Below are 23,186 nucleotides of genomic sequence, written 5' to 3'. Positions count from 1 at the left end.
CCTAGCGCGGGCCCGCATCGCAGGCGACACAAATTCGTGTGAGGTTTCGTGAGCGGGTTCAGACACCACCATCGACCCAGACTTCGCCGGAGAGGTCATCCAGCTTGTCCTGAAAATGCGCGCGCACATCTTCGACCGCCTGGTTATAGACCGCCGGACCCAGCTGTTTCAGCATCAGGTCGATGATGGCCTCGGCCCGGAAACTGCTGAGGTCCTCATCGAATTCGGACGCGAACAGGCGCTGCAGGTGGCCGGCCAGCGCCTCGCGCCGGTCGTCTGAAAGTGTAAGCGGTTTCATCCGCCGTCTTTAACACCATTCTGGTTCCGGCCGAAGTTCACCGCGCCGGAATCCTGCCCGGCATCGATGACAGCCTTGCGGATCGTCCGGGCACGGGTGAACTCCTGCATCAGGAAATCGCCGTCACCCCAGCGGATTGCCCGTTGCAGGGCGGCAAGGTCCTCCGAGAACCGGCCGAGGCATTCCAGCACCGCTTCCTTGTTGTTCAGGAACACGTCGCGCCACATCACCGGGTCGGAGGCCGCGATACGGGTAAAGTCCCGGAAACCACCGGCGGAGAATTTCACCACTTCGCCCTCCTCCACCGTTTCCATGTCGAACGCGGTGGAGACGATGTTGAAGGCGATCAGGTGCGGCAAGTGGGAAGTGATGGCCAGCACACGGTCGTGCCGGGCGGGGTCCATGGTTTCCACCTTTGCGCCAAGCGCGGTCCAGAAATCCGTCAGCTTCTGCACGGCATCGGCATAGACTGCGTCCTTGCCGTCCTGCGGAGTGAGAATATGCCAGGCGCCCTTGAACAGGGTCGGGAAACCGGCTTCCGGGCCGGATTGTTCCGTGCCGGCAATCGGGTGGCCCGGAATGATCAGCACCGCGCCATTGTCCGCCGAGATCAGCGCCTCGGCGGCCTGTTTCTTGACCGAGCCGACATCTGTCAGAATCGCGCCGGGCTTCATATGTGCCACCGCCGCCTTTGCCACCGGCGCCAGTGCACCGACCGGCACGCAGAGGATCACGCAGTCCGCGTCCTGCACGGCATCGGCCAGCGTTGCGGTCACATTTCCGAGATCCAGCCCCTCCGCACGGGCCCGTACATCGTCGCTGGCATCATACAGCGAGACAGACCCCGCCGCGCCATAGGCCGTGGCGGCCCGCGCGATGGAAGAGCCGATAAGGCCCGCACCGACAATGGCGATCCGCTCGAATATGGGGTCAGACATCTGGACTGTTCCGTCTTGCGATATTGCTTGAAGCTTTTGGCGATTTTCAGCCCGCTCTGGTGGGCAATGCCGCCCCGCCCGTCAAGAGCCGCCCGTCCCCCGCGTTCCATCTGTCGCATTGAAGAATGACGCCTGCGGCCCGATGTGTCGGGTCAGTTCCCCGGAGTTCCTCCATGTCGAAACCTTCCCCCATCCTGTCCGGCCTGCAGCTGAAATGCGGAAATTGCGGCGAAGGCAAGCTGTTCAAGAGCTATCTGAAGCTGAACGATGCCTGCCCTGTCTGCGGCCGTGAAATGAGCAATGACGACACTGCCGACGGCCCTGCTTTCTTTGTCGGCTTTGGTGTGCTGATCCTGACTGCGCCTTTCATCTTCATCGTGCCCATGATCCCGATGCCGGTGGGCCTGAAGATCCTGGCTTTCGTGGTGATGTGCGCCATCATGATCGGCCTGATCCTGGCGCTGCTGCCGATAGCCAAGGCAATCCTGCTGAACCTGCAGCTTCACCATGGCGCGACCGAGGTCACAGCGACCGACGTCAAAGCCAGCGATTCCGGCGCGGACAGAAACGCGTCCTGAGGTTTGATCTAACCGGAAACGGCCAGTTCGTCGCGCTCGCCAGTGCGGATGCGGATGACGGAGCCAAGGTCCAGAATAAAGATCTTGCCGTCGCCGATCGTGCCGGTATTGGCCGCCTGGCTGATGGCGTCGGCAAATCGCTCTGCCGCATCATCCGGACAGGCGACCTCCACTTTGACCTTCGGAAGTAGTCGCACTTCGTATTCGGCGCCGCGATAAACCTCCGTCTTGCCGAGCTGGCGGCCATAGCCGCGGACCTCGGAAACAGTCAGGCCGGTGGCCCCGACTTCGGAGAGCGCATCGATCACTGCGTCGAGCCGGCTGGGCTTGAAAATGGCTGTGACAAGCTTCATGGCGCTACTCCTAATAGTTGCTGCAGGTGCGAAGTATCTGCCGCTTATATGACACGTCAATGACTTTCGCGTTTCGGGGACGGTACAGGACGCGGAATCCGTACCTTTTCGGTCACAGGCGCGGGTGCCCCGCCACCGGGGCTCGCATAAAGACGCTTCACCGCTTCCACCAGAACGACACCGCCAAAGCCGGGGGCGATAAGGCTGCCGATCGCTTCCCAGCCCTCGGCCGCCGATGTCACCAGCGCGGCAGACACTGGCGGCATATAGAGCGCGCTGGTCGATGCGGTGACCTGAAACAGACCCGAGGATAGCAGGTTTATCAGCTGCGGCCGGGTCCAGGGCCGTCCCTGCCCGAACGGGGTACGCGTTGCCCGCGACCACAGCCCGCCCCGATTGGCCGTCGCCAGTACGATGCGCCCTTCCGGCGCCGTGATGCGCCAGATTTCGCGCAGGTAAGTACGCGGATTGCCCGCCTCTTCCAGCCCATGCAGCACGATCACCCGGTCGAACATGCCATCCGGAAAGGGCAGCCGGTCATCACCGACGCCGACCGTGGCATTGCCCCGGCCGGAATAGTCCCACTTCACCGGGCCATGCTCGTGCGGCACACCGGCAATGATGCGCGATGGCGCCTCGCCGAACGCATCCAGCACCGGAATGGCAAAGCCGAGCCCCAGCAGCGACAGGCCCCGCGCCTCGCCCCACAGATCCGTCAGCTTGCCGGACAGGATACGCGCCGCCGCCTGCCCCAGCTGGGCAGAGTAAAAACGTTCGAGCGTGACAGCATCCTGACGCATGAGTTTCCCTGTGCTAGGCCAGTCCTCTGGAGACGTCTTCAGGAGACAAAGATGACCAAGATCACCCTCGACGTACACCGATTTCCCTGCCTGAACGATAATTACGGCTATCTCGTGCATGAAGCCTATTCAGGCGAGACCGCCGCCATCGACACGCCTGACGCCGACAAATACCTGGCCGAGGCGAAGCGGATGGGCTGGCATATCAGCCATATCCTCAACACGCACTGGCACCCCGATCATGCCGGCGGGAACATGAAGATCAAGGAAGCCACCGGCTGCACCATCTACGGCCCCGCGGGTGAGGCAGAGAAGATCCCCGGCATTGATGTGACGCTGAAGGAAGGCGACACAGTCGAGTTTGGCCGCGCGACAGCAAGTGTGCTGGACGTGCCGGGCCATACGCTGGGCCACATCGCCTATCACTTCGCGGAGCAGGACAAAGCCTTTGTTGGAGACGCCCTCTTCGCGCTCGGCTGCGGGCGCGTCTTCGAAGGCACGATGGAAATGATGTGGAACAGTCTCTCCAAGCTGAAGGCCCTGCCGCCGGAGACAACGATCTATTGCGCGCATGAATACACCCAGGCCAATGCCCGCTTTGCCGAGACGATCGAGACCGGCAATGCAGACCTTGCCGCCTATGTGAGACAGATCGACGAGCGCCGCGCCAAGGGCATCCCGACCGTACCGACGGTACTCAGCCGGGAACTCGCCACCAACCCCTTCCTGCGCGCCGATGTGCCGGAGCTTCAGGCCGCGATGGGCCACCCCGGCGACGCGGTCGCAACCTTCGCCGAAATCCGCGGCCGCAAGGACAAGTTTTGATGCAGGCCATCTCCGGCGACCTTGGCGCACGGGAGGTGATCCGTCTCCTGAACATGGCGCCGCACCCGGAGGGCGGGCATTATGTGGAGACTTTCCGTGCCGCTGCAGCTGAGGGCGAGCGCCCGGCCTCCACGCTGATCCATTTCCTGCTGCAAGCCGATGAGGTCTCCGCCTGGCACCGGGTCGATGCCGACGAGATGTGGCTGTGGCAGGCAGGCGGGCCGCTGGTGCTGACGACCGCTACGCCGGACGGCGCCGATCCGCGCACCATCACGCTCGGGCCGGACTTGCGCGCGGGGCAGTCATTGCAAGGCGTTGTCTCTGCGCATCACTGGCAGACTGCCGAAACACTGGGCGCCTGGACGCTGGTCTCCTGCGTGGTGGCGCCGGGCTTCGACTTTGCAGGCTTCGAACTCGCCCCGCCGGACTGGAGGCCCCAGAATTGAAACAGACCTGACCTAGCCGCGCAGGCGCATCGCAAGACCAATCAGCGGCACCATCAGCGCGGCAGCAATCTTCTCCCCCGGCGTCTTTGCGAACTTCCGGAAATAGCGTTTCAGGCTCGCCGCCTTGTGAGCCTGCACCTTGTCCCGCGGCGCATCCGAGGTGGAGGTGTAGTGCAGCGCACCCGCCTTCGGCTGGTAGGTAACAGAACCGCCCGCCTCAATCGCCCGGCGGCACAGGTCCACATCCTCGACATGCAGGAAATAGGCTTCATCGAACCCGCCCAGCGCGCGGTAATCTTCTGCGCGGATCAGGAAGAAGGCGCCCGTGACCGCGCCGACGCGGACAGGCCCGTCCGGCTCCGGCGTGCCGTCGAGCGCCCAGCGGCCAAGGCCAATGGCGTTCCACAACGTCAGCGTGTTGCGCCGCGCGCCGCGTTCTTCCCGCCCATCGAGGCCAAATATCCGCCCCCCCACAATGGCCGGGCGCGGCGCACTTTCCAGTGCATCGGCCATCGGCCGCATCGCGCCGCGCTTGATGACGCAATCCGGATTGCAGGCGAGCAGCAGGTCTCCCCTCGCCTGCCCCGCCGCCCGGTTCATGGCCGCGCCGAAGCCCGGATTATCCCCTTCCCGGATCAGCCGCGCCTTCGGACAAGCTGCCACGAACCGGTCGATCCAGGCCTCATCGGCTGGCGGATTGCCATTGTCGACAAGGATGATCTCTGTGATGTCCGGATCGCCCTTCAGCGCATAGAGCGCCTCATGCAGACGCGGGCCTGTCTTGTAGGACACGACCAGCGCGCTGATCGCCGGCAGGCTCACAGAGATTCCCGCCGGCGTTTGGCAAGCAGGATAATCGCGATCGCCGCCAGTGCCACGCTCGACCAGAAAGCCTCGTTCCACATATTGTAGGCGAAGCTGAACACGCTGAGCGCCACACCCATCACGCCTGCGATGGCATAGCGGACATCGGCCCGCATCTGGCCCGGCGCCGGAAGACGGAAGCCCAGCAGGACAAGCGAGAAAGCCACCAGCACCGCGCCGATCATCCCGGTTTCGGCCCAGATCTGCAGCGCCATATTGTGCGGATGTCCCGGAACAACGGGATAATACTGCCAGTTCTCCGGCAGGTGCGCCGCCCATTCGGGATAGTCGGCATAGGTCTGGTTCCAGGTCTTCGAGGCGGAGATGCCATGGCCCGTCACCGGCCGTTCGGACACTTTGTTGATCACGACATGCCAGGCCCAGGCCCGCGATTGGAACGAGCCCGGAAGGTGGATGTTGTACGCCTCCAGCAGTTTCAGCGTCGTCCCGATCAGCATGGGCGCCGCCGCCACATAGGCGCCAAGCGAAGTGAACAGGACCCGGAAGCCGAGTTTCGGCATCGCCTGAACGAGGCCGATCGCCGCCATCATGAAAACCAGCCCGATCATCGGGCTCTGCGCATCGAGCCGGGCGAAGATCAGCAGGCTGGTGACCACCAGTAGCGCCACCACCGGCTTCCAGAAGAATTGCGGGCGGGCCGAGAGATAAGCGATCAGGATCGGCAGGACGAGCGCAAACGCGTTCGCATTGCGCCCCAGATTCTGGATGCCGGAGTTCAGTTCGTTCGGGTCCGTCCCATAGACCATCCTCAGCAACGGACCGGAGAAAATCACCGTGATCGCCAGGATCAGCCCCTGCGCTGCGAACGCGCCCAGCATCACGCGTGTGGTGATCTGCGCGCCACCTTCCGCAATGCGCAATGCGCCGCCGACTGCCAGAAGGGCAAAGACGGCCGTCAGGAAGATCCGCAGGCTGGAGGCCTTCACGGCAAAATTGCCTTCCAGCAAACTGCCGCTGACGAGGCCGGTAGAGACCGGCGACCATGCCTCGCCGATCACCACCCAGACCACGAACAGAAAGGCCGGGATGGCATAGACTGCCGGGGGCCATTTCGGCCGGGCGAGCGCCAGCGCCGGCAGGGCCGCCAGGCCGAGAAGCGGGGTATAGCCCTGCGCGCCGAGCAGGCCCATCAGGGGCCAGAGCACGAAAGCAGCAGCAAGCACAGGCGCGTAGGACATGAGTCGCACTTCTATTCTACTCGCCCCGCTTGTCAGCTGCCCTGATCAGCCGTTCAGAATCGTCTCAGGCCTTCAGGTCCGGTGCAAGGCCTTCCTGTGCCAATGACACGGCCGCTTCGTCCAGCGCGATGATCTGCTGGCCGTTCGAGCCAAGCCGGCGCAGCGCCAGCGTGCGCTCCTCCGCCTCGCGCCCGCCGACAACGGCAATCACCGGCACTTTCTGCAGCGAATGCTCGCGGACCTTGTAGTTGATCTTCTCATTGCGAAGATCCGTCTCCACGCGCAGGCCAGCCTTGCGAAGCGCCGCGGCGGCTTCCTCGGCATAATCATTGGCGGCATCCGTGATGGCAGCCACGACGACCTGAACCGGGGAAAGCCACATCGGGAACGCCCCGGCATAGTTCTCAATCAGGATGCCCATGAAACGTTCAAACGTGCCGAACACGGCGCGGTGCAGCATGACCGGCCGATGCTTGGCGCCGTCGGAACCGGTATACTCCGCATCCAGACGTTCCGGCAGGACATAGTCCAGCTGGAACGTGCCGCACTGCCATGTCCGCCCGATGGCGTCCGTCAGGTGGAATTCGAGTTTGGGGCCGTAAAAGGCGCCCTCCCCTTCGGCGATCTCGAATTCGAGCCCGGCTTCGGTCAGGGCGTCGGCCAGCGCCTTTTCGGCGCGGTCCCAGTTCTCATCCGTTCCGCCGCGTACGTCCGGGCGCGTGGCGAGCTTGTAGGAAATCTCCGTCAGGCCGAAATCATTGTAGACGCGGGAGAACAGCTTCAGGAAGCGCAGCGTTTCCTCACCGATCTGGTCTTCACGGCAGAAAATGTGGGCATCGTCCTGCGTCATCTGCCGCACGCGCATCAGCCCGTGCAGCGCGCCGTGCGCTTCGTTGCGGTGACAGCAGCCGAATTCCGCCATGCGGATCGGCAGGTCCCGGTAGGAGCGCTGGGCGTTCTTGAAGATCTGAACGTGCGCCGGGCAGTTCATCGGCTTCAGCGCCATCAGGCTCGTTTCCGCCGGAATCTTGACCTCGTCCTCATCCGTATTCGGAATGAAGTCAGGCACCACGAACATGTTCTCGCGGAACTTGTCCCAGTGGCCGGATTTTTCCCAGAACACAGAGTCGAGCAGTTGCGGCGTCTTCACCTCGACATAGCCGTCTTCATCCTGCGCGCGGCGGATATAGGCCTCCAGCTGGCGCCAGATCATGAAGCCTTTCGGGTGCCAGAACACAGACCCCTGCGCTTCAGGCTGCAGGTGGAACAGGTCCAGCTGCTGGCCAAGCTTCCGGTGGTCACGCTTCTCGGCTTCTTCCAGACGCACGAGATGAGCCTTGAGGTCTTTCTCGTTCGCCCAGGCCGTGCCGTACATGCGCTGCAGCATCTCGTTCTTCGAGTCTCCGCGCCAGTAAGCGCCCGCCAGCTTCATCAGCTTGAACGCCTTCGGCAGCTTGCCCGTGGACGGAAGGTGCGGGCCGCGGCAGAGGTCGAACCAGTCGCCTTGGCGATAGACCGTGATCGCCTCGCCCGGCGGGATGATGTCGTCGATGATCTGCGCTTTATAGTCCTCGCCGATCTTCTTGAACGTCTCGATCGCTTCGTCCTTGTCCCAGACTTCGCGCACGATCGGGTAATCGGCGTCGACGATCTCGCGCATCTTCTTTTCGATCTTCTCGAAATCGTCTGATGAGAACGGCTCTTCGCGGGCAAAGTCATAGTAGAAGCCGTCATCGATGACCGGGCCGATCGTCACCTGCGTATCTGGATACAGATCCTGGACGGCCTGCGCCAGCACATGGGCGGCATCGTGGCGGATCAGTTCAAGGCCTTCGGGGTCGCGGTCGGTGATGATGGCCACCTCGGCATCACCCTCCAGAGGGCGGACAAGGTCCCACATCTCGCCATCCACCTTGGCGGCGAGGGCCTTTTTGGCGAGGGATTTGGAAATGCTCTCGGCCACGTCCAGCGGCGAGGCGCCTTCGGCATATTCCCGCTCTGAGCCATCAGGCAGCGTTACTTTGATCATCGGTCTTCTTCTTCGATTTCGGTCGCCCGCGCGGGGCGCAAACTCCAGGGGCCCGGAAAGCCTTGATTGAAAGCCTTATGCGGCGGCTTGCTTAGCGCTTCTTTACCGCTTTTCCCACCCTCAAAGCGGGCGGCATGCAGTCAGGCGGCTTCCGGGAATGGGGCGAGCTCTAAATGGTCCATAAACGGTGTATATATGGTCCTGTTTATGGTGTTCCGGCCGGATTTGGCGGCACCATTCAGGGCTCGGTTTTCAGGGCTTTTGGCGGGTGCATGAGGCGGGCGCGCACGAGCGTGCGGGCCGAAGGCGCGTCAGGCACCCCGGCGGGTTCGTGTGGTCAGAGCGGTGATCAGACGAAAATGCATGGCGGCGATATGTCATGCCTCCGGGCGCTTTTCAACTGGCTTGCAGGCATGCTTCATGCCCCTGCCCGTCCAGTCGCCATAGCGCCAGGGCTGCCAGAGCGGCACTTGGGGTTTCGTTTCAGGCGGCGGGTCGCAGCCCATCGTCCCGCCCGGACGGCAGCGCAGGAACCGCGCCAGCGTCATCCAGAAACCCGGCCACCAGCCAAAGCGGGAGATGCATTCAGCCCCGTACTCACTACAGGTTGGCGTGTGCTGGCACCGCGCGCCAAAGGCCCACATCACCTGGCTCGGCCCATGTTTGTAGACCCAGAGCAGCGCATAAGCTGCCCGGCGGCGCAGGCGGTTATTCGGCGGCTTCACGGGCGGCGGCGCGCTTCTGCAGCGCTTCCTCGATGGCGGCGACGGCGGCTTCGAAGGCGAGCATGGTGGAGGCGTGGCGGGGCGGATAGTCGGCCACGGGCTCCAGGTGGCGCAGCTCCCAGAAGCGGCCTTCGGGCGGCGGGCCGCCGTCTTTCAGCATGGCTTTCAGGGCATCGCGCGCGGCGATGATCTCGGACACCGGCGCGCCGACGGCGTGTTCAGCCAGGATTGCCGTTGCCGCCTGCCCGAGGGCGCAAGCCTTTGGATCGACAGCGATTTCCGTAACGGTCTCGCCTGTTTCGTCCAGTTTCAGGTCGACATGCACGACCGATCCGCAGACGCGGGAGACTTTGGTCACCGAGCCTTCGGCGTCGCTGAGCCGTCCGACATACGGGATGCCGGCAGCCAGTTCGAGAATGCGGTTGTGGTAAAGCTCGCTCATCGTCGGCAAGATGGCCTTGCCCTTCCGCCAGCGCAAGGCGGCGAAAGGGCTTGTAGCCGTGCTAGACCCGGCGCCAGGTCGAACCGCCCGCCCCGTCCATGATCTCGATGCCTTCGGCGGCGAGTTCATTGCGGATCCGGTCGGCCTCGGCCCAGTCCTTGTTAGCGCGGGCATCGACCCGGGCCTGCACGAGGGCGTCTATGCGGGCGTTTTCGTCATTGTCCCCGCCCTGCTCCCAGTCTTTCGGGGTCAGCGTCAGCAGGCCAAGCAGCTTGCCGGCGGCCAGCAGGTTCGCCTTCGCGTTCGCCATGGCGGCGGCATCTTTCTGGTCGGCCGCCGTGTTGGCTTCGCTCGCAAGGCGGGAAAGTTCCGCAAGCGCCTCCGGCGTGTTGAGGTCATCTTCCAGCGCGCGCAAAACGCCCGTGTCACGGGCCTCGCCGCCGTCTGCCTCCCACACCCGGCGCAGGGCGCCATAGATCCGGTCGAGCGTCGTCTTGGCCTGTTTCAGCAGGTCTTCGGTCCAGTCGAGCGGCGCGCGGTAATGCCCGCTCAGCATGGCGAGGCGCAGCACTTCGCCGGGCCATGCCTTCAGCAGGTCATGCACCAGCACGACATTGCCGAGCGATTTCGACATCTTCTCCCCGCCCATGTCGAGGAAGCCATTGTGCAGCCAGTAGTTCGCCATGACCTCGCCGTGCGCGCATTCGGACTGGGCGATTTCGTTCTCATGATGCGGGAATTGCAGGTCGATACCGCCGCCATGAATGTCGATCGTCTTGCCAAGATGCTTTGCCGCCATGGCGGAGCATTCGATGTGCCAGCCGGGGCGGCCCCTGCCCCACGGACTGTCCCAGATCGCGTCTTCGGGCTCGCCGGGCTTGGCGAATTTCCAGAGGGCAAAATCAGCCGGGTCGCGCTTGTCGGCATCGACTTCAACGCGGGCGCCGGCCTCATTGTCTTCCAGCCTGCGGCCCGACAGCTTGCCGTAATCCTTCATCTGCTTCACCGAGAACCAGACGCCCTCCTTGCCGACATAGGCATAGCCGCGGCGGACCAGCTTCTCGATCATGTCGATCATCTCGGCCACATGGCCCGTCGCCCACGGCTCGATGGTCGGCGCCATCACGTTCAGTGCGGTGGTGTCAGCATTGTAGATTTCGGCGAACTTCTTCGTGATGTCCGCGATCGGCTCGCCGGTCTCCAGCGAGGCCTTGATGATCTTGTCCTCGATGTCCGTGATGTTGCGGGCATAGACGACCGCGTCGGCGCCATAGGTACGGACCAAGAGGCGGCGCAGCACGTCGAACACGATGGGCGGACGCGCATTGCCGATATGGGCGTAGTTGTAGACCGTGGGGCCGCAGACATACATCGTCACGCGTTTGGGGTCCTGCGGCTCGAAAACGCGTTTTTCACGCGCAGCGGTGTCGTAAAGGCGGATGGTCATTTGTGTCTCTGGATCGGGTTTGTTCGGGAAATGCCGGCAGGGTCAGTGTCTGACAGACCTAATGGCGCGTTGTGGCCTCAGCGGCAACAACAGCAAGGACAACAAAGGGCAGAAGCGGGCGCGAACATGGGCCGGGCGGTACCAGTTAACGCAGCGAAAAGCAACTGACGGCTGATCCAGTGACGCGCCGTCACCGTAGAATCAGCTGGAAACCGGGGCTTATGGCCCTTATGTTCCAGATTATCGCCCTGAGGGTACAAACTCCGGGCGGGCGTTAAGTCCGGGCAGAAGGCGTGAAAGACCTTCAAGGGACGCCCCGGCTCGACCCCCGTCCCTCAGTCGAAGGACTCCGACATCATGGCCATGGACGCCATTACACCCAAGAATGAAATTGCGCGCGCGAACCCAGTGAAACGCCCCTCGCAGGAAGAAGCTGAAGAAGCGGTTCGCACGCTGATCGCGTGGGCCGGTGACGACCCGGCCCGTGAAGGCCTGATCGATACGCCGAAGCGCGTGGTCAATGCCTACAAGGAATGGTTCTCCGGCTATACCGAAGACCCGGTGAAATACCTCTCGCGGACCTTCGAGGATGTTCAGGGCTATGACGACATCGTCATGCTGCGCGACATCGACGTGGAAAGCCATTGTGAGCACCATATGGCCCCCTTCCTCGGCAAGGCCTATGTCGCCTACATGCCGACCGAAGCCGTTGTCGGCATCTCGAAGCTGGCACGCGTGGTGGAGATCTTCTCCAAGCGCCTGCAGACGCAGGAAACGATGACGTCCCAGATCTGCGACGCCATCACGGAAAGCCTCGCCCCGATGGGCACGGCCGTGCTGATCGACGCGGTGCATGAGTGCATGTCGACCCGCGGCGTGCACCACAAGGATGTGTCCACGATCACGACCCAGTTCACTGGCGTCTTCAAATCGGACGCGGACCTGCGCAACCGCTTCCTGCGGATGACCGGCCGCGGCTGAGGCCTGAAGCCCCGTCTCAAACGTGATTTTGAAGGAGGCGCTCGTAACTTTCGAGCGCCTCTTTTTCTATGTCGGCCGCCTTGCCTTCCAGAACCGGCCGGTCGCCGGGCGGCGGGCCGAAGCCGGAAGACTTCCAGACCGCATCATACCAGTGTGGTGCCCAGGCACCGTCTTCCGGCTTCGCTCCTGGTGCCCAGCCGAGCATGGACGGGTCCCAGTCGATGCCGAGCGCGTCGCAAAGGCGCGGCAGGACTTCAGGCGGGTCAGCCAGCAGCTGGTCGGAATCCACAACCGGCGGGGCTTTGCCCGTCCGTTCGGTGATTTCCCGATACAGCCGCTCCTGCTGGGGCACGCCGATGGCGTCGAGGCTGACATCGCCCATTTTCTTCGTATAGGACGCAATCACCCGTCCGGGATGGCGCACGAGGAACGCGTGGCGCACACCGCTCACCCAATCGAGCGGGAAGCTCTCCAGCATGTGGTGGGTCATCTGCTTCTGGTATTGCAGCGTCTTGCCCGGTGGCAGCGGGGCCAGCAATTCGCGCGCGACAACCGCCGGATCGGACGATTGGGAGGCGAGGATCTCTTCCTGCATCGGGTGCACCTCCCCCGCCGCGGCCAGCCAGGCGGCATAGAAAGGCTCGTCCACGCAGACGGCTTCCGGCCGCGCGCCGAAACTGCGCATGATCGTCGTCGACATGTTGCGCGGGCCGGACCACATGGCGATCCGGATCGTCTGCGTCATGTCCACACTCATGCGATCGGGGTCAGGCTGCGGGCCTGAAGCGCCTTGTAGGCTTCGCGGATCTTCTGCGAGACCGGACCATCGATGGTTTCGATGGATCGTCCGTCCACCTCACGCACAGGCGTGACGCCCGCGAACGTGCCGGTGATGAAGGCCTCGTCTGCCGAATAGACATCGAACAGGGAGAAGCGTTTCTCGAACACCGGAATGCCTGCCTCACGGCAGACGTGGATGATATTGCCGCGCGTGATGCCGCCAAGACAGTATTCCGGCGGGCTGGTCCACACTTCCCCGTCGCGCACGATGAAGAAGTGGGTGGAATTGCAGGTCGCGACAAAACCCATCGGGTCGAGCATCAGCGCCTCGTCGGCGCCGGCCTTGTCCGCCTGGATACAGGCGAGGATGCAGTTCAGCTTCGAGTGCGAGTTCAGTTTCTGGTCCTGCTCGGCCGGGCCGGTCCGGCGCACATGTACCGTGAACAGCGTCACGCCCGCGTTCACGATCTCCGGCACCGGCGTCTTGTATTCCGGGATGATCACAATGGTCGGCTTGGTGATGGTGAAGCGCGGCCCCTGATAAGGGGTCTTCTTGATCCCCCGCGTGACCATAAGGCGGATATGGACGCCATCATCCATGCCGTTGGCCTTCAGGCAGTCGACCAACCGCGCGGTCAGCTCATCCTTCGTCAGGCCGATGTCCATGTCGATCGTCTTGGCGCCCGCCCAGAGGCGTTTCAGGTGTTCCGGCAGGAAGGCGATGCCGCCATCCATGACCCGCAAACCTTCCCAGACGCCATCACCCAGAATGTAACCGCTGTCGAAAACAGAGACGACCGCTTCGTCCCGTTTCTTCAATTCGCCATTCACCGAGATGAGAATGTCCGCATTGCGTGGGTCGGTGAGATAATCATGAACGCCGTGGGCGTCGTCTTCCATCATGCGGTTTCCTTTGCACGTGTGCGCTCCAGCCAGCCGGCAATGTCGGCAGCGACTTTGTCCGTTCCCGGTTCATCGACGATCCAGTGTCCGTTCTTCGGATACTCCAGGAAATCACCGGCGACGGGCGCGCGGCTGTATTTCTCGGCGACCTTGCGGACGGCCGAGGCCAGCGTCGCCCGGTCCTTGCCGGCCGCGATTGTCAGGGTCGGGATTTTGATCTTCGACTCGTCGACTTCCACGCCGTCGGTCAGGTCGCCATAGACTTTTCCGGAATCGTAGAGCGCCTCAGCATAGATGTCTTCGCGCAGCCGCTTGGGCACACAGTTCGTCACCCCGAAATCGAAGCCTGTCCGCCAGACCTTGTAGGATTTCTTCCGGTTCTGCTGGATCAGGATATTGAGGAAGGTGATCGCCACGCTCGGCCCGATGACGGCGCAGCCCTTGGGCTGGGCAGGCGTCAGGAACACGGCCTGCGACACATCCCCCTTTTCGGCCAGAACCTGCGCAATCAGGCCGCCCATGGAATGACCGATCACGGCCGGTTTCTCCCCGGTCGTTTTTTCGATCTCTTTCGCCTTCGCAGACATGGCAGAGATATAATCGTCGATGCCAAGTTCGCTGAGCGACTGGGGCGGGTTCGATTTGACCCTTCGGCCCGGAAACAGGGTCGGCGCCTCGCACGTCCAGCCGTCTGCCTCAAAGAACGGGATCATCCGGTCCCAGACGTCGCCGCCGCATCCGACGCCGTGAATCATCAACAGGGTCTTTGACATGCCCATCCCTCCTCTGGCCTGTGTCCAGCCTCAGCCCTGAGGCACCTTGCCGCCGAGGACCGGCGCCGTCCAGCGTTCGAACCGGACAGCCACTTCGGCATAGACCGCACGTTTGAAAGGCACGACCAGCGAAGGCGTCTCCTCAAGCCGGGCCCAGCGCCAGGCATCGAATTCCGGCGTGTGCCGGTCCAGCCGCACATCGCTGTCAGATCCCTTGAAGCGGAAAGCGAACCATTTCTGCCGCTGGCCGAGATAAGGCCCCGGCAGGCGCTTCTTCAGATCCGGCGGGAAGTCGTAGTAAAGCCAGTCTTCGGTTTCCTGCAGCGTGTCGACGAGTTTGGCCGGCACGCCGACTTCTTCTTCCAGCTCACGCAGGGCGGCTTCGGCCGGGTCTTCGCCCTTGTCGACGCCGCCTTGGGGCATCTGCCACTGAAAGGAGCCGCGTCCATTGATGCGGCGGCCAATGAAGACGTGCCCGGCCTTCGAAAAGAGGGCCAGGCCAACATTGGCGCGATAGCGGTCGGGGTCTTGCTTTACCTGTGTCACCCGTGAGGATTTACAGGAGGCAGCTCAAGGCTGCCAGTGCGAACACTGTCTTCACTGGGAATTTCCGGCGGGGGAGGCGCCGCCGCCAGAGCAGAGACCGGCGCCAGGACGATGCCTTTCTGGTCCAGCCCCGCCGTCCAGGTCTTCACCATCTCGATCGTGATCGGGAAGGCAAAGCCGGAGCCCAGTGCCGCGCCATTCTTCAGCGCCTGACTTTCCAGCTCCATGAACTCGGACGAGATTTCCTCTGCCGACAGTTTCGCATCAATCGCGGAATCGGCGCGCACATAGCGCAGGCCGGTCTCACCGGAGAGTTGTTTCATATGGGCAGCATTGAGACCGCCATCATCGATGAAGGCCAGGCCGCGGTCTGAGACCGCCTGCAGGACCGGCTTCATCGCAGCATCATCGTCACCGATCTTGGAGCCCTGCGAATTGATCAGGCCAAAATAGCCTGTCGAGCGGCTTAGGATCCGGTCGAGCCGTGCCCGGTTGCGGGCCTCATCCTCGCTGGCCAGCAGGGTCAGCGGATGCATTTTCATCCGGCCGTAATCATAGGCCTCCATCGGCGTCTCGATCAGCACTTCATGACCGGCCGCGCGAGCACGATTGATCCAGGTCTGCAGGCTGGTGGCATCCGGCGCGAAAGACAGTGTCACTTCCGGCGGCAATTCATCGATGGCAGAGCGTGTGTGCGTGGCATTGATGCCAAGCCCGCCGACCACGATCGCCACGACCGGCTTGTCACCGGGATTGATGAAGGGCCGGGCATAGGCATCGGCCGGGGCAAGACCATCCGGCGAGATGCGCGGCAGCGTCATGCCGTTCAGCCGCTCGGTCATGCCGGCGATGGGCGCGCGCTCCAGCGAGACGATCCGGGTGACTTCCCCATAGGATTCGCCGGGCTTGACCAGTTTGCCATTGATGCGAACACCAGCCTCGTCAGCATCTCCCTGCCCGGCGGGCAGGTCCGCTTCGAGCTGCGCTGTGCGGGTTTCCTCCGGTGCGTCGATGCCGAGGTCCGGCCCGGACTCCGGCAGATCACCCGATCCACCCTCTTCGCTGTAGTCTGGCGTTTCGATCGACAGGTTCGCTGTGGCGATGTCGGTCTTCAGGCGGGTCTTGAGCGGCGGGGCGGCCGTGTCCTGGGTCTCGAACAGGGCCAGGGTCTGTTTCGGACCGGCCTCCGACGGATCGCCCATGAGGTACATACCAGCGCCGAGCGCGCCTGCGATCCCGCCGAACACCAACAGGCTGAGACCCGTATGCATGACGCCTGCGCGCAGCGGTGACGGCTCAGCATCCCGGCGATTTGCCATGTGGCAACCTCGTAATCAAATCCAGTCGACTGTGAACGACCAGATTTGCCTCAATCCGGTTAACAGGTTGCAAACGAAGGTTAACCGAATGCTGTTATCCGGCGCGTTTCAGGCCGTTGCTTGCGGTGATGGCACCGTCCTTCAACATCTGCTTCGCGCGTTCCAGCTGGAAGTCCTTGCCTTCATAGCCTTCCGGCGGCTGCTCGTCCGGCATCTGAAGGGCGCGGCGCTCTGCACCTTCCTCGTTCTGAAGGGCATGCGGCAGGTCTGCTTCGGAGAAGCGCTTGATCTTCGCCAGCTCTTCCTCGGTCAGACGGGCCGGTGAGATCGAGACATCCGGTTCGATACCGAGCGCCTGGATCGAGTGGCCGGACGGAGTGTAGTAGCGCGCCGTGGTCAGGCGCAGCGCCCCGCGATCTGCGCCCAGCGGGATCACCGTCTGGACCGATCCCTTGCCGAAGCTGGTCGTGCCGACAATGGTCGCGCGGCGGCGGTCCTGCAGGGCGCCGGCCACGATTTCGGAAGCCGAAGCCGACCCGCCGTTGATCAGTACGATCATCGGCACGCCTTTGAACACTTCGCCATTGTGCGCCATGTAGCTTTCCATGTCCGCCGCGCGCCGCCCCTGCGTGGAGACAACTTCGCCGCCCGACAGGAACATGTCGCTGACCGACACGGCCTGGTCGAGCAGGCCGCCACCATTGTTGCGCAAGTCAATGACAATGCCGCGCGGACGCCCGCCGGTCTCTTCGGAGATGCCGTTCACGGCTGCTTCCAGCAGAGGGGTGGTGCGCTCGTTGAAGGTGGAGATACGGATATAGCCAATATCGTCCTCGTCGAGCTCCCAGGTCACGGATTTCTGTTCAATGACTTCGCGAGTCAGCGTCACGTCGAACGGGTCGACGCCTTCGCGCAGCACGGTAATGTCGATCTGCGTGCCCTGCTCGCCGCGCATTTCCTTGACCGCGTCATTCAGGGTCTTGCCGATGATCGGCTGGCCATTGATGGCAGTAATCAGGTCGCCCGGCTGAATCCCGGCCCGGCTGGCGGGCGTGTCGTCCATGGGTGAAATAACTTTCACGAAGCCGTCTTCCATCGTCACTTCAATGCCGAGACCGCCATATTCGCCGGACGTCTGCACCTGCATGGATTTGAAATCGTCGGCATTCAGATAGCCGGAATGCGGGTCCAGCGAGGTCAGCATGCCGTTGATGGCCGCTTCCATGGCTTCCGGCTCGTCGATCTCCGTGACATAGTCCTGACGGGCGCGAGCCAGAATTTCTGCAAACAATTCAAGCTGTTGATAGGTTACCGTGCGTGGATCGGAAGGCGGCGGCGCGCTCTGTGGTGCGGCGATCGCGGACAGGCCGACAGCCGTCGCGCCGAGGATCAAACCAACACCGGTGCCAATCATCAATGAACGCATGTTCCAAACCTCTTTCATGAGTGACCTCATCCGCGTCTTGGTAACCAGTCTGCAGGATTCATGACCGTGTCGCCAAGTCTCAATTCCATATTGAGTTCCGGAGGCGGGTCTGACCGGTCAGGCATACGGCCTACCGGCTCGCCCGTGGCCACTTTCTGGCCTTCGGTGACGTAGATACGGCTCATTCCGGACAGAATAACATGGTATCCGTCACTCGTCCGCAAAATTAGCATTGTGCCGTAAGACCGGAATGGACGGGCATATTCGACCGTACCCGCCACCGGTGCGGTAACCTGCGCCTCGGCCCGGGTCGTGAAGGTGATCCATTCGGCTTTTCCGCCGGTGTTGAGCTTGTCGCCGAAGGAATGCAGCACATTGCCGGAAACCGGTTGCTCCAGACCGCCCAGCGCCGCCTTGCCAAGCGGGCGGGTCGCAGGAGAGACAGGTTTGGTCGCTGGCGCACTGGGTGAGGATGAAACAAGGCGCGGCCGGAGCGACGGTTTCACACCCGGCGCGGTCGGCGCGTCGGATTCCAGCGCGCGCAGCAGGTTCCGAAGCGTGTCGGCCTGCGCGCCAAGCTCAGCGGAACGTGATTTCAGCCTGGCGATGTCGCCAGACAGGTCCTCGAAGGCACCCCGCTTGGCGGCAGCGAGGCGTTCGATCTCCACCTGTTTCAGGGCGAGCGTCGCTTCGGCGGCTTCCAACCGGGCCTTTTCGCCCCGGATCCGGCGCTCCAGCGTATTCAGCTCATCAATTTCGGCGCGGACTGTTTCGGTCCGCGCAGCGAGCCTTGGGGTCGTTTCACTCATAAGGATCGCCCGTCGCACCGCCGTATTCGCCTTGCCGGGAGAGATCACCAGTGCGGGCGGCTTGCGCCGGTTCGACGCCGCCAGCGCCGCGAGCAGGTCTTCCAACGCCTGCTGGTCTTCCAGTAGCCGCATCTGCGCCGTGATCCGGCGGGTTCCGAGATCGGCGAGGCTCTTTTCGGCCTCAGCTGCCTGATCCTCACGCCGGCGGGATTCCATGGCCGCCGCGATCAGTTCGGCGTCGACATTCTTGAGGTCTTTTTGCGCATCCTCGCCGCTCGCCTGAAGGGCTGCCAGTTTCTGCTCGGCGACGCGCTTTTCCGACTCCAGCGCTTCGAGTTCTTCGCGCGAAAATGTGTCCGGCGCCGCAGCCGCAAGCAGCAGCAGCGAAACCGCCGGTGCCAGGGCGCGGACAAGCCGGGCACCGAAAGAGGATACGCGGGAATCGGGCATCATCCGGCCAGTCTTGCCGAAAGATCATGACCTGCACATTAACCAGTTCCGGCCAGCGCCCGTTCAAATGCGGAAATTTCATCCCGGATCAGGGCGAGCAGTATTCCGTGCTCCTCTACCGGGAATGCCGGATGCATAAGACAAACCTGTTGCAGGACCTGCAGGACGGAATGGTACGCATCGTTCCTCACAGGGATTTCGGAGACGTCCGGTCCGTGCAGCACGGCATTGCGGGCAGTCACCAATGTTTCGATGTCACGGACTGTGCGTCCGGGCAGTTCCAGCAATTCCGGCGGGTTCAGGTACTCGGTTGACCGGGCCCGGCGCAGCAGGAGCGCGACCGGCGCCGTCCGGTCCGGCTGGGCGGGGTCTGTCACATCCCCCTCCCCCGCACTTTCATAACCGGAGAGCGCAGCGACAAGCCCGGCCTGCAGCGCCGAGACCAGCGCCACCGGTACCCAGCGCTGGCGCGGCGGGTCTGCGGTGCTGCCTTCAAATTCCCGCCGGGCCAGTTTCAGCCCTTCCAGCACGGCGCCTAGGGCCGGGCCGATCCGCTGCCGCGGCGCCATGGCCGCCTATTCTTCCGGGTCGGCCGGCTTGCGGAAGTCCCAGCCGGACTCCGCCGCGATATAGGCGAAGGCGGCATAGACGCTGACATTCTGGCGGAAGGCATCCGGCTCGATCTTGTCAAACGTGTCGTCGGGCGTGTGGTGATAGTCGAAATAGTCCCAGCCATCCTGCGCCGGGGTCACGACCGGCACACCAGAGCGCGCCAGCACGCCGATGTCAGGCCCGCCGCCTGCCAGATTGTCGCCGGCCGCAACGCCATAGCGGGCCAGCACGCCCTGGATCTTGTTCGCGTAATCCAGCGCACCTTCGCCGAATTTGGTCTGGAACTGCCAGATATAGCTCGCACCATGGTCGCTTTCCGAAGCGAGGACATGCTTGTCCAGTTCATCTGCATGCTGACGGGCATAGGCATCGCCGCCGAACAGGCCGATCTCTTCAGACCCGTAGAGCACGACACGGATCGTCCGGTCCGGCTTGCCGGGCAGCTGGTCGATCAGCTTGGCCGCGCCGACAACGATGCCGCAACCGGCCCCGTCATCAATGGCGCCGGTGCCGAGGTCCCAGGAGTCGAGGTGGCAGCCGAGCAGCACGATCTCGTCCTTGTTGGCGCCGCCTTCGACCTCGGCAATGACGTTGCCGGAGGGCGCGGCATCAGCCGTCTCGACACCAATGTCGAGATTGACGGTCACCGGCCCCCGCTCCAGCAGGCGGGCCAGCTGGTCACCGTCCGGCGCAGACAGCGCCGCGGCCGGGATCGGCCCCATCGGCTTTGCCACGCCGTCCGGGCCGCGCCGGTCTATCCCGCCTGTATGCGGGCGGCGGAAATGATCTGTTCCGACAGACCGGATCAGGCAGGCGACCGCGCCTTTCGCTGCCGCCGCTTTCGGGCAGGCCGCGCGCTTCGCAACAGCCAGGCCATAGCCCGCGCCCGTCTGGGTGCGGGTCATGTATTCGTCGATGAAAACGATCTTCCCGGCAACGTCCACGTCATCCGCGGCCAGCATGTCGGCCAGGAGTTCGAAGCGGACGATGTCAGCTTCCAGCCCGCCTTCGGGGGTCGGCGCGCTGCCGCCAAGTGCCGTGATGATCAGCGGCTGGGCACTGGCGCCCACCACACGCGCGGTTTCGTGCGTGCGCTTCCAGTAAGGCACGGTGAAGTCTTCGACATGGACATTCGCAAAGCCCATTTCCGTCAGCTCCGCGACAGCCCAGTCGCGTGCGCGTTTCTCGTCCGGGGAACCGGCAAGGCGCGGGCCGATCTCGGTTGTCAGGTCCTCGACAAACTGCAGGCCGACATTGTCCCACGTCCCGGCATTGGCCAGCGAGGTCGCCGTTTTCAGGATCTCCGCTTCCCGGTCGGCGGGCGTCTCGGCGGCCGCGGTCATCATCTGGCAGGCGGCAAGCGCGCCTATGGCAACGAGGGCAACAGGTCTCATCAGGTCTCTCCGGAACAGCTTGCGCGGACGCTAGGCCATTCCGGTCAGACTTGGAACCCGCCAGGCAAAATCAGAGCGCCGCAGCCAGCGCGAGCACGGATTCGACCGCCGGACGGTCCTTGTAGCCTTCTTCCCGCATCACGGCCTTCACCGTGCCATCTGCAGCAATGAAGACGATGGCGGGGTGCGGAATGCCGTCATAGCGCGAGCCCGCCGGCACATCCGGGTTGCGCAGGTTGAACGCATCGATGGCTGCAGACCCGGCATCGGAATAGAGCCCGTAAGGCAGGTCTTTCGCCGCCTTGAAATCTGCCAGCGTCTCCGGGCTGTCATAGGAGACACCGATCAGCGTCCAGCCCTCTTCGGCCAGCGGAGCCGCCGCCGCTTTCAGGTCTATCAGCTGTTTCTTGCAGTAAGGGCACCAATCGGCCGAACGGAAGAAGGCGATGGCTGTCCCCTTCTCTCCGGCAAGGTCGGTAAAGCTGACACTGCCTTCCGGTCCCGTCACCGTGACGGCCGGTGCGGGCTGACCGACAATGGGGCCAACCCGCATCTCCTCTGCCATGGCGGCGCGTTCCGCTTCGGCGGATTTTGCCGCCATCTGAGTATCTGAGGGCTCCTGCGCCGCGGCGGCGGCAGGCAGCAAGGCGAGAAGAGACGCGAGAGAAGCAGTACGGATCATGGGCGGTTCCTTTTCTTTGACCCCCAGCCCTAACCCGCCCCCTGCCCGGCAGGCGATGCACGAGCGCGTGAGCTCACGCATGCGTTACCGCCGGGCACGCCATTCATCAGCGCTCTGGCCGTAGACATCCCAGTACATGTCGGAAAACGGCGCCGGGGCCTGCGCCTGCCTGAGCTTGCGCGCCCCGAGCCGCTCTGCGACGCGCAGGGAGGCGTCGTTCTTCGCATCGATACAATGGATGATCTCGTCCCAGCCGAGAATGTCCACCGCATAGTCGATTGCCGCCGAGACGCCTTCCTGTGCATAGCCCCGGCCCTGCGCGGCACGGGTCAGGCCGTAAGCGATCTCGGTGCCCGGCCAGCCTTCTGGCTGCCAGGGGCCGAGGCGCCCGATCCAGTCGCCGGTGGACTTCTCGATCACCGAGAACATGGAATAACCGCGGATCGTCCACGCCCCGGCCAGCGCGCAAAGCGAACGCCAGACGGTAGACGGTGCCATCACGCCGCCAATGAAGCGCGCAGTCTCCTCATCCGCCATCATGGCGCACATGGGCTCGAAATCCTCCGCCTGCGGCGGGCGCAGGATCAGGCGTTCCGTTTCAATGGTCGGGCCGGGGGTACGCATGGGGATCCTTTCCGGGCTGGATATGAACGATCGCGGATGTCGCCGGATTCTGCGCCTGCCGCAAAGAAAAAGCCCCGCCTTTCCGGGCGGGGCTTTCATGGATTTTGCGATCGGTATCCTATCGGCGGGACAGGAGCGACATGATCGTGACGAAGATGTTGTAGAACAGGATGAAGAAATTCAGCGCACCCCAATTCGTCATCACGGCAAGGCCGCGCTCGTCCCCTTCAAAGGCGAAATAGGACCGCTTCAGGTTCTGCGTGTCGAAGGCGACCAGCACACCTGAAATCGCCAGCACGCCCACGGTGACCGCGGTTTCAAAGAAACCCGACGGCGGGAACAGGAAGCTCAGCAGCGACATGCCGACAATGCCCCAGAGGGCAAAGATGGCAACCACGCCAATCGGCTGCAGGTCACGCTTGGTCGTGTAGCCGTACAGCGAGAGGGCACCGAAGGCCGTGGCCGTCAGGAAGAAGGCCTTGGCGATGGTGATGAATGTGGTGCTGTAGACAATCCCCGCGCGGCTGGCCGCTTCGGTGTTCATCGTGGCCATGAGCACCCAGACCGACAGGCTGAGGCCCAGCAAGGTGACGATGGTCCAGTAAAGGACGGCCGTGCCCAGCGGCGATGGCCGCTTCATCGCGAAGGCGGAAATCAGGATCAGCGCGATCGGACCGAACTGCACAACAAGGCGGAACGGCGAGAACAGCACGAATTCGGTCAGCGGCGGAAACGTGTTGGATCCGACCAGGAAAGCCAGGCCACCTGCCAGCGCGATGCCATAGGCCAGCTTCTGGTAAACGCCCAGCATGAAGGCGCGAAGGCCTTCATTGACCGCCATGTCCATCGAGCCTGCGCCGGTGGACGGCGTATAAGCACGATTGAAATCATTCATAAGATTCAAGCCCTTTCTCTTCACCGGGCGGAGAATTTGCCCGGAACA

Annotated in this window: 26 protein-coding genes; 4 read left to right on the top strand and 22 right to left on the bottom strand. The window is 63.3% G+C overall.

Going from position 1 to position 23,186, the window contains the following annotated elements; translation table 11 throughout:
• Positions 1-58: 58 nt before the first annotated feature.
• Together HJA_RS15035 and HJA_RS15030 are read right to left on the bottom strand one after the other, a co-directional pair.
• Entirely contained in the window at positions 59-298 is a 240-nt protein-coding gene (locus HJA_RS15035; protein WP_035583756.1) for a DUF2164 domain-containing protein, read from the bottom strand.
• Positions 295-1,260, bottom strand: coding sequence for a prephenate/arogenate dehydrogenase family protein (locus tag HJA_RS15030; protein WP_277813110.1), 966 nt, complete (start codon positions 1,258-1,260; stop codon positions 295-297). Before HJA_RS15030 ends, HJA_RS15035 begins: the two co-directional genes overlap by 4 nt.
• Positions 1,261-1,409: 149 nt before the next feature.
• Between HJA_RS15030 and HJA_RS15025 the strand changes: the two genes are divergently transcribed.
• The gene (locus HJA_RS15025) at positions 1,410-1,814 is read left to right on the top strand and encodes a DUF983 domain-containing protein (protein WP_051597755.1); all 405 of its coding nucleotides are present in this window, start codon (positions 1,410-1,412) and stop codon (positions 1,812-1,814) included.
• Between the two features lie 8 nt (positions 1,815-1,822).
• Here the strand turns inward: HJA_RS15025 and HJA_RS15020 are convergent, their stop codons facing one another.
• Together HJA_RS15020 and HJA_RS15015 are read right to left on the bottom strand one after the other, a co-directional pair.
• On the bottom strand, positions 1,823-2,167 hold the full coding sequence (locus HJA_RS15020) for a P-II family nitrogen regulator (RefSeq protein ID WP_035583754.1): 345 nt from the start codon (positions 2,165-2,167) through the stop codon (positions 1,823-1,825).
• 56 nt (positions 2,168-2,223) lie between these two features.
• Positions 2,224-2,967 (bottom strand): class I SAM-dependent methyltransferase, encoded by a 744-nt coding sequence (locus tag HJA_RS15015; RefSeq protein ID WP_035583753.1) that lies wholly within the window; start codon positions 2,965-2,967, stop codon positions 2,224-2,226.
• 51 nt (positions 2,968-3,018) lie between these two features.
• Here HJA_RS15015 and gloB point away from each other — a divergent pair, with 51 nt between their 5' ends.
• Both gloB and HJA_RS15005 read left to right on the top strand, forming a co-directional pair.
• Entirely contained in the window at positions 3,019-3,792 is a 774-nt protein-coding gene (gene gloB / locus HJA_RS15010) for a hydroxyacylglutathione hydrolase (protein ID WP_035583752.1), read from the top strand.
• A complete protein-coding gene (locus tag HJA_RS15005) occupies positions 3,792-4,238 on the top strand; it encodes a cupin domain-containing protein (protein ID WP_035583751.1) in 447 nt (148 codons plus the stop codon). Before gloB ends, HJA_RS15005 begins: the two co-directional genes overlap by 1 nt.
• Positions 4,239-4,250: 12 nt before the next feature.
• Here HJA_RS15005 and HJA_RS15000 read toward each other — a convergent pair whose 3' ends face one another.
• The 6 genes from HJA_RS15000 to cysS form a co-directional block, all read right to left on the bottom strand.
• Positions 4,251-5,060, bottom strand: a complete 810-nt coding sequence (locus tag HJA_RS15000; protein ID WP_051597754.1) for a glycosyltransferase family 2 protein — start codon at positions 5,058-5,060, stop codon at positions 4,251-4,253.
• A complete protein-coding gene (locus HJA_RS14995; protein WP_035583750.1) occupies positions 5,057-6,301 on the bottom strand; it encodes an O-antigen ligase family protein in 1,245 nt (414 codons plus the stop codon). Before HJA_RS14995 ends, HJA_RS15000 begins: the two co-directional genes overlap by 4 nt.
• Positions 6,302-6,365: 64 nt before the next feature.
• The gene (gene thrS, locus HJA_RS14990; RefSeq protein ID WP_035583749.1) at positions 6,366-8,330 is read right to left on the bottom strand and encodes a threonine--tRNA ligase; all 1,965 of its coding nucleotides are present in this window, start codon (positions 8,328-8,330) and stop codon (positions 6,366-6,368) included.
• A gap of 377 nt (positions 8,331-8,707) precedes the next feature.
• Complete coding sequence (gene yidD / locus HJA_RS14985) at positions 8,708-9,055, bottom strand: membrane protein insertion efficiency factor YidD (RefSeq protein ID WP_051597753.1); 348 nt, start codon at positions 9,053-9,055, stop codon at positions 8,708-8,710.
• Positions 9,039-9,497, bottom strand: coding sequence for an iron-sulfur cluster assembly scaffold protein (locus HJA_RS14980; RefSeq protein WP_035583748.1), 459 nt, complete (start codon positions 9,495-9,497; stop codon positions 9,039-9,041). The genes yidD and HJA_RS14980 overlap by 17 nt, the downstream gene beginning before the upstream one ends.
• A 61-nt stretch (positions 9,498-9,558) precedes the next feature.
• Positions 9,559-10,944 (bottom strand): cysteine--tRNA ligase, encoded by a 1,386-nt coding sequence (gene cysS / locus HJA_RS14975; RefSeq protein WP_035583747.1) that lies wholly within the window; start codon positions 10,942-10,944, stop codon positions 9,559-9,561.
• A 363-nt stretch (positions 10,945-11,307) separates the two neighbouring features.
• Here cysS and folE point away from each other — a divergent pair, with 363 nt between their 5' ends.
• On the top strand, positions 11,308-11,925 hold the full coding sequence (gene folE / locus HJA_RS14970) for a GTP cyclohydrolase I FolE (protein ID WP_035583798.1): 618 nt from the start codon (positions 11,308-11,310) through the stop codon (positions 11,923-11,925).
• Between the two features lie 16 nt (positions 11,926-11,941).
• Here folE and HJA_RS14965 read toward each other — a convergent pair whose 3' ends face one another.
• From HJA_RS14965 to HJA_RS14910, 12 genes are all read right to left on the bottom strand, one after another.
• Entirely contained in the window at positions 11,942-12,670 is a 729-nt protein-coding gene (locus tag HJA_RS14965; protein ID WP_241764379.1) for a sulfotransferase, read from the bottom strand.
• Positions 12,671-12,678: 8 nt separating this feature from the next.
• Positions 12,679-13,608 carry an aminotransferase class IV gene (locus HJA_RS14960; protein WP_035583746.1) on the bottom strand — a complete coding sequence of 310 codons (930 nt, stop codon included), beginning with the start codon at positions 13,606-13,608 and terminating at the stop codon, positions 12,679-12,681.
• Entirely contained in the window at positions 13,605-14,381 is a 777-nt protein-coding gene (locus HJA_RS14955) for an alpha/beta hydrolase (RefSeq protein ID WP_035583796.1), read from the bottom strand. The genes HJA_RS14960 and HJA_RS14955 overlap by 4 nt, the downstream gene beginning before the upstream one ends.
• 30 nt (positions 14,382-14,411) lie before the next feature.
• Entirely contained in the window at positions 14,412-14,927 is a 516-nt protein-coding gene (locus HJA_RS14950; protein WP_035583745.1) for an RNA pyrophosphohydrolase, read from the bottom strand.
• Positions 14,924-16,246: a divergent polysaccharide deacetylase family protein gene (locus HJA_RS14945; protein WP_051597751.1), complete on the bottom strand. Its 1,323-nt coding sequence runs from the start codon at positions 16,244-16,246 to the stop codon at positions 14,924-14,926. Before HJA_RS14945 ends, HJA_RS14950 begins: the two co-directional genes overlap by 4 nt.
• Before the next feature lie 94 nt (positions 16,247-16,340).
• A complete protein-coding gene (locus HJA_RS14940) occupies positions 16,341-17,672 on the bottom strand; it encodes a S41 family peptidase (RefSeq protein ID WP_035583794.1) in 1,332 nt (443 codons plus the stop codon).
• Between the two features lie 26 nt (positions 17,673-17,698).
• Complete coding sequence (locus HJA_RS14935; RefSeq protein WP_035583744.1) at positions 17,699-18,934, bottom strand: murein hydrolase activator EnvC family protein; 1,236 nt, start codon at positions 18,932-18,934, stop codon at positions 17,699-17,701.
• Between the two features lie 35 nt (positions 18,935-18,969).
• Positions 18,970-19,500, bottom strand: a complete 531-nt coding sequence (locus HJA_RS14930) for a hypothetical protein (RefSeq protein ID WP_035583743.1) — start codon at positions 19,498-19,500, stop codon at positions 18,970-18,972.
• 6 nt (positions 19,501-19,506) lie between these two features.
• Positions 19,507-20,937: a M28 family peptidase gene (locus HJA_RS14925; RefSeq protein ID WP_035583742.1), complete on the bottom strand. Its 1,431-nt coding sequence runs from the start codon at positions 20,935-20,937 to the stop codon at positions 19,507-19,509.
• A gap of 70 nt (positions 20,938-21,007) precedes the next feature.
• Positions 21,008-21,619: a peroxiredoxin family protein gene (locus HJA_RS14920; protein WP_051597750.1), complete on the bottom strand. Its 612-nt coding sequence runs from the start codon at positions 21,617-21,619 to the stop codon at positions 21,008-21,010.
• Between the two features lie 84 nt (positions 21,620-21,703).
• Positions 21,704-22,243 (bottom strand): GNAT family N-acetyltransferase, encoded by a 540-nt coding sequence (locus tag HJA_RS14915; protein ID WP_035583741.1) that lies wholly within the window; start codon positions 22,241-22,243, stop codon positions 21,704-21,706.
• 118 nt (positions 22,244-22,361) lie between these two features.
• Positions 22,362-23,138: a Bax inhibitor-1/YccA family protein gene (locus tag HJA_RS14910; protein WP_035583740.1), complete on the bottom strand. Its 777-nt coding sequence runs from the start codon at positions 23,136-23,138 to the stop codon at positions 22,362-22,364.
• Positions 23,139-23,186: the final 48 nt, after the last annotated feature.

It is taken from the genome of Hyphomonas jannaschiana VP2, from assembly GCF_000685215.1.
In the GTDB taxonomy this organism is placed as follows: Bacteria; Pseudomonadota; Alphaproteobacteria; order Caulobacterales; family Hyphomonadaceae; genus Hyphomonas; species Hyphomonas jannaschiana.
The sequence above is the reverse complement of the archived record's forward strand: the minus strand, read 5'-3'. Positions and strand labels throughout refer to the sequence as shown.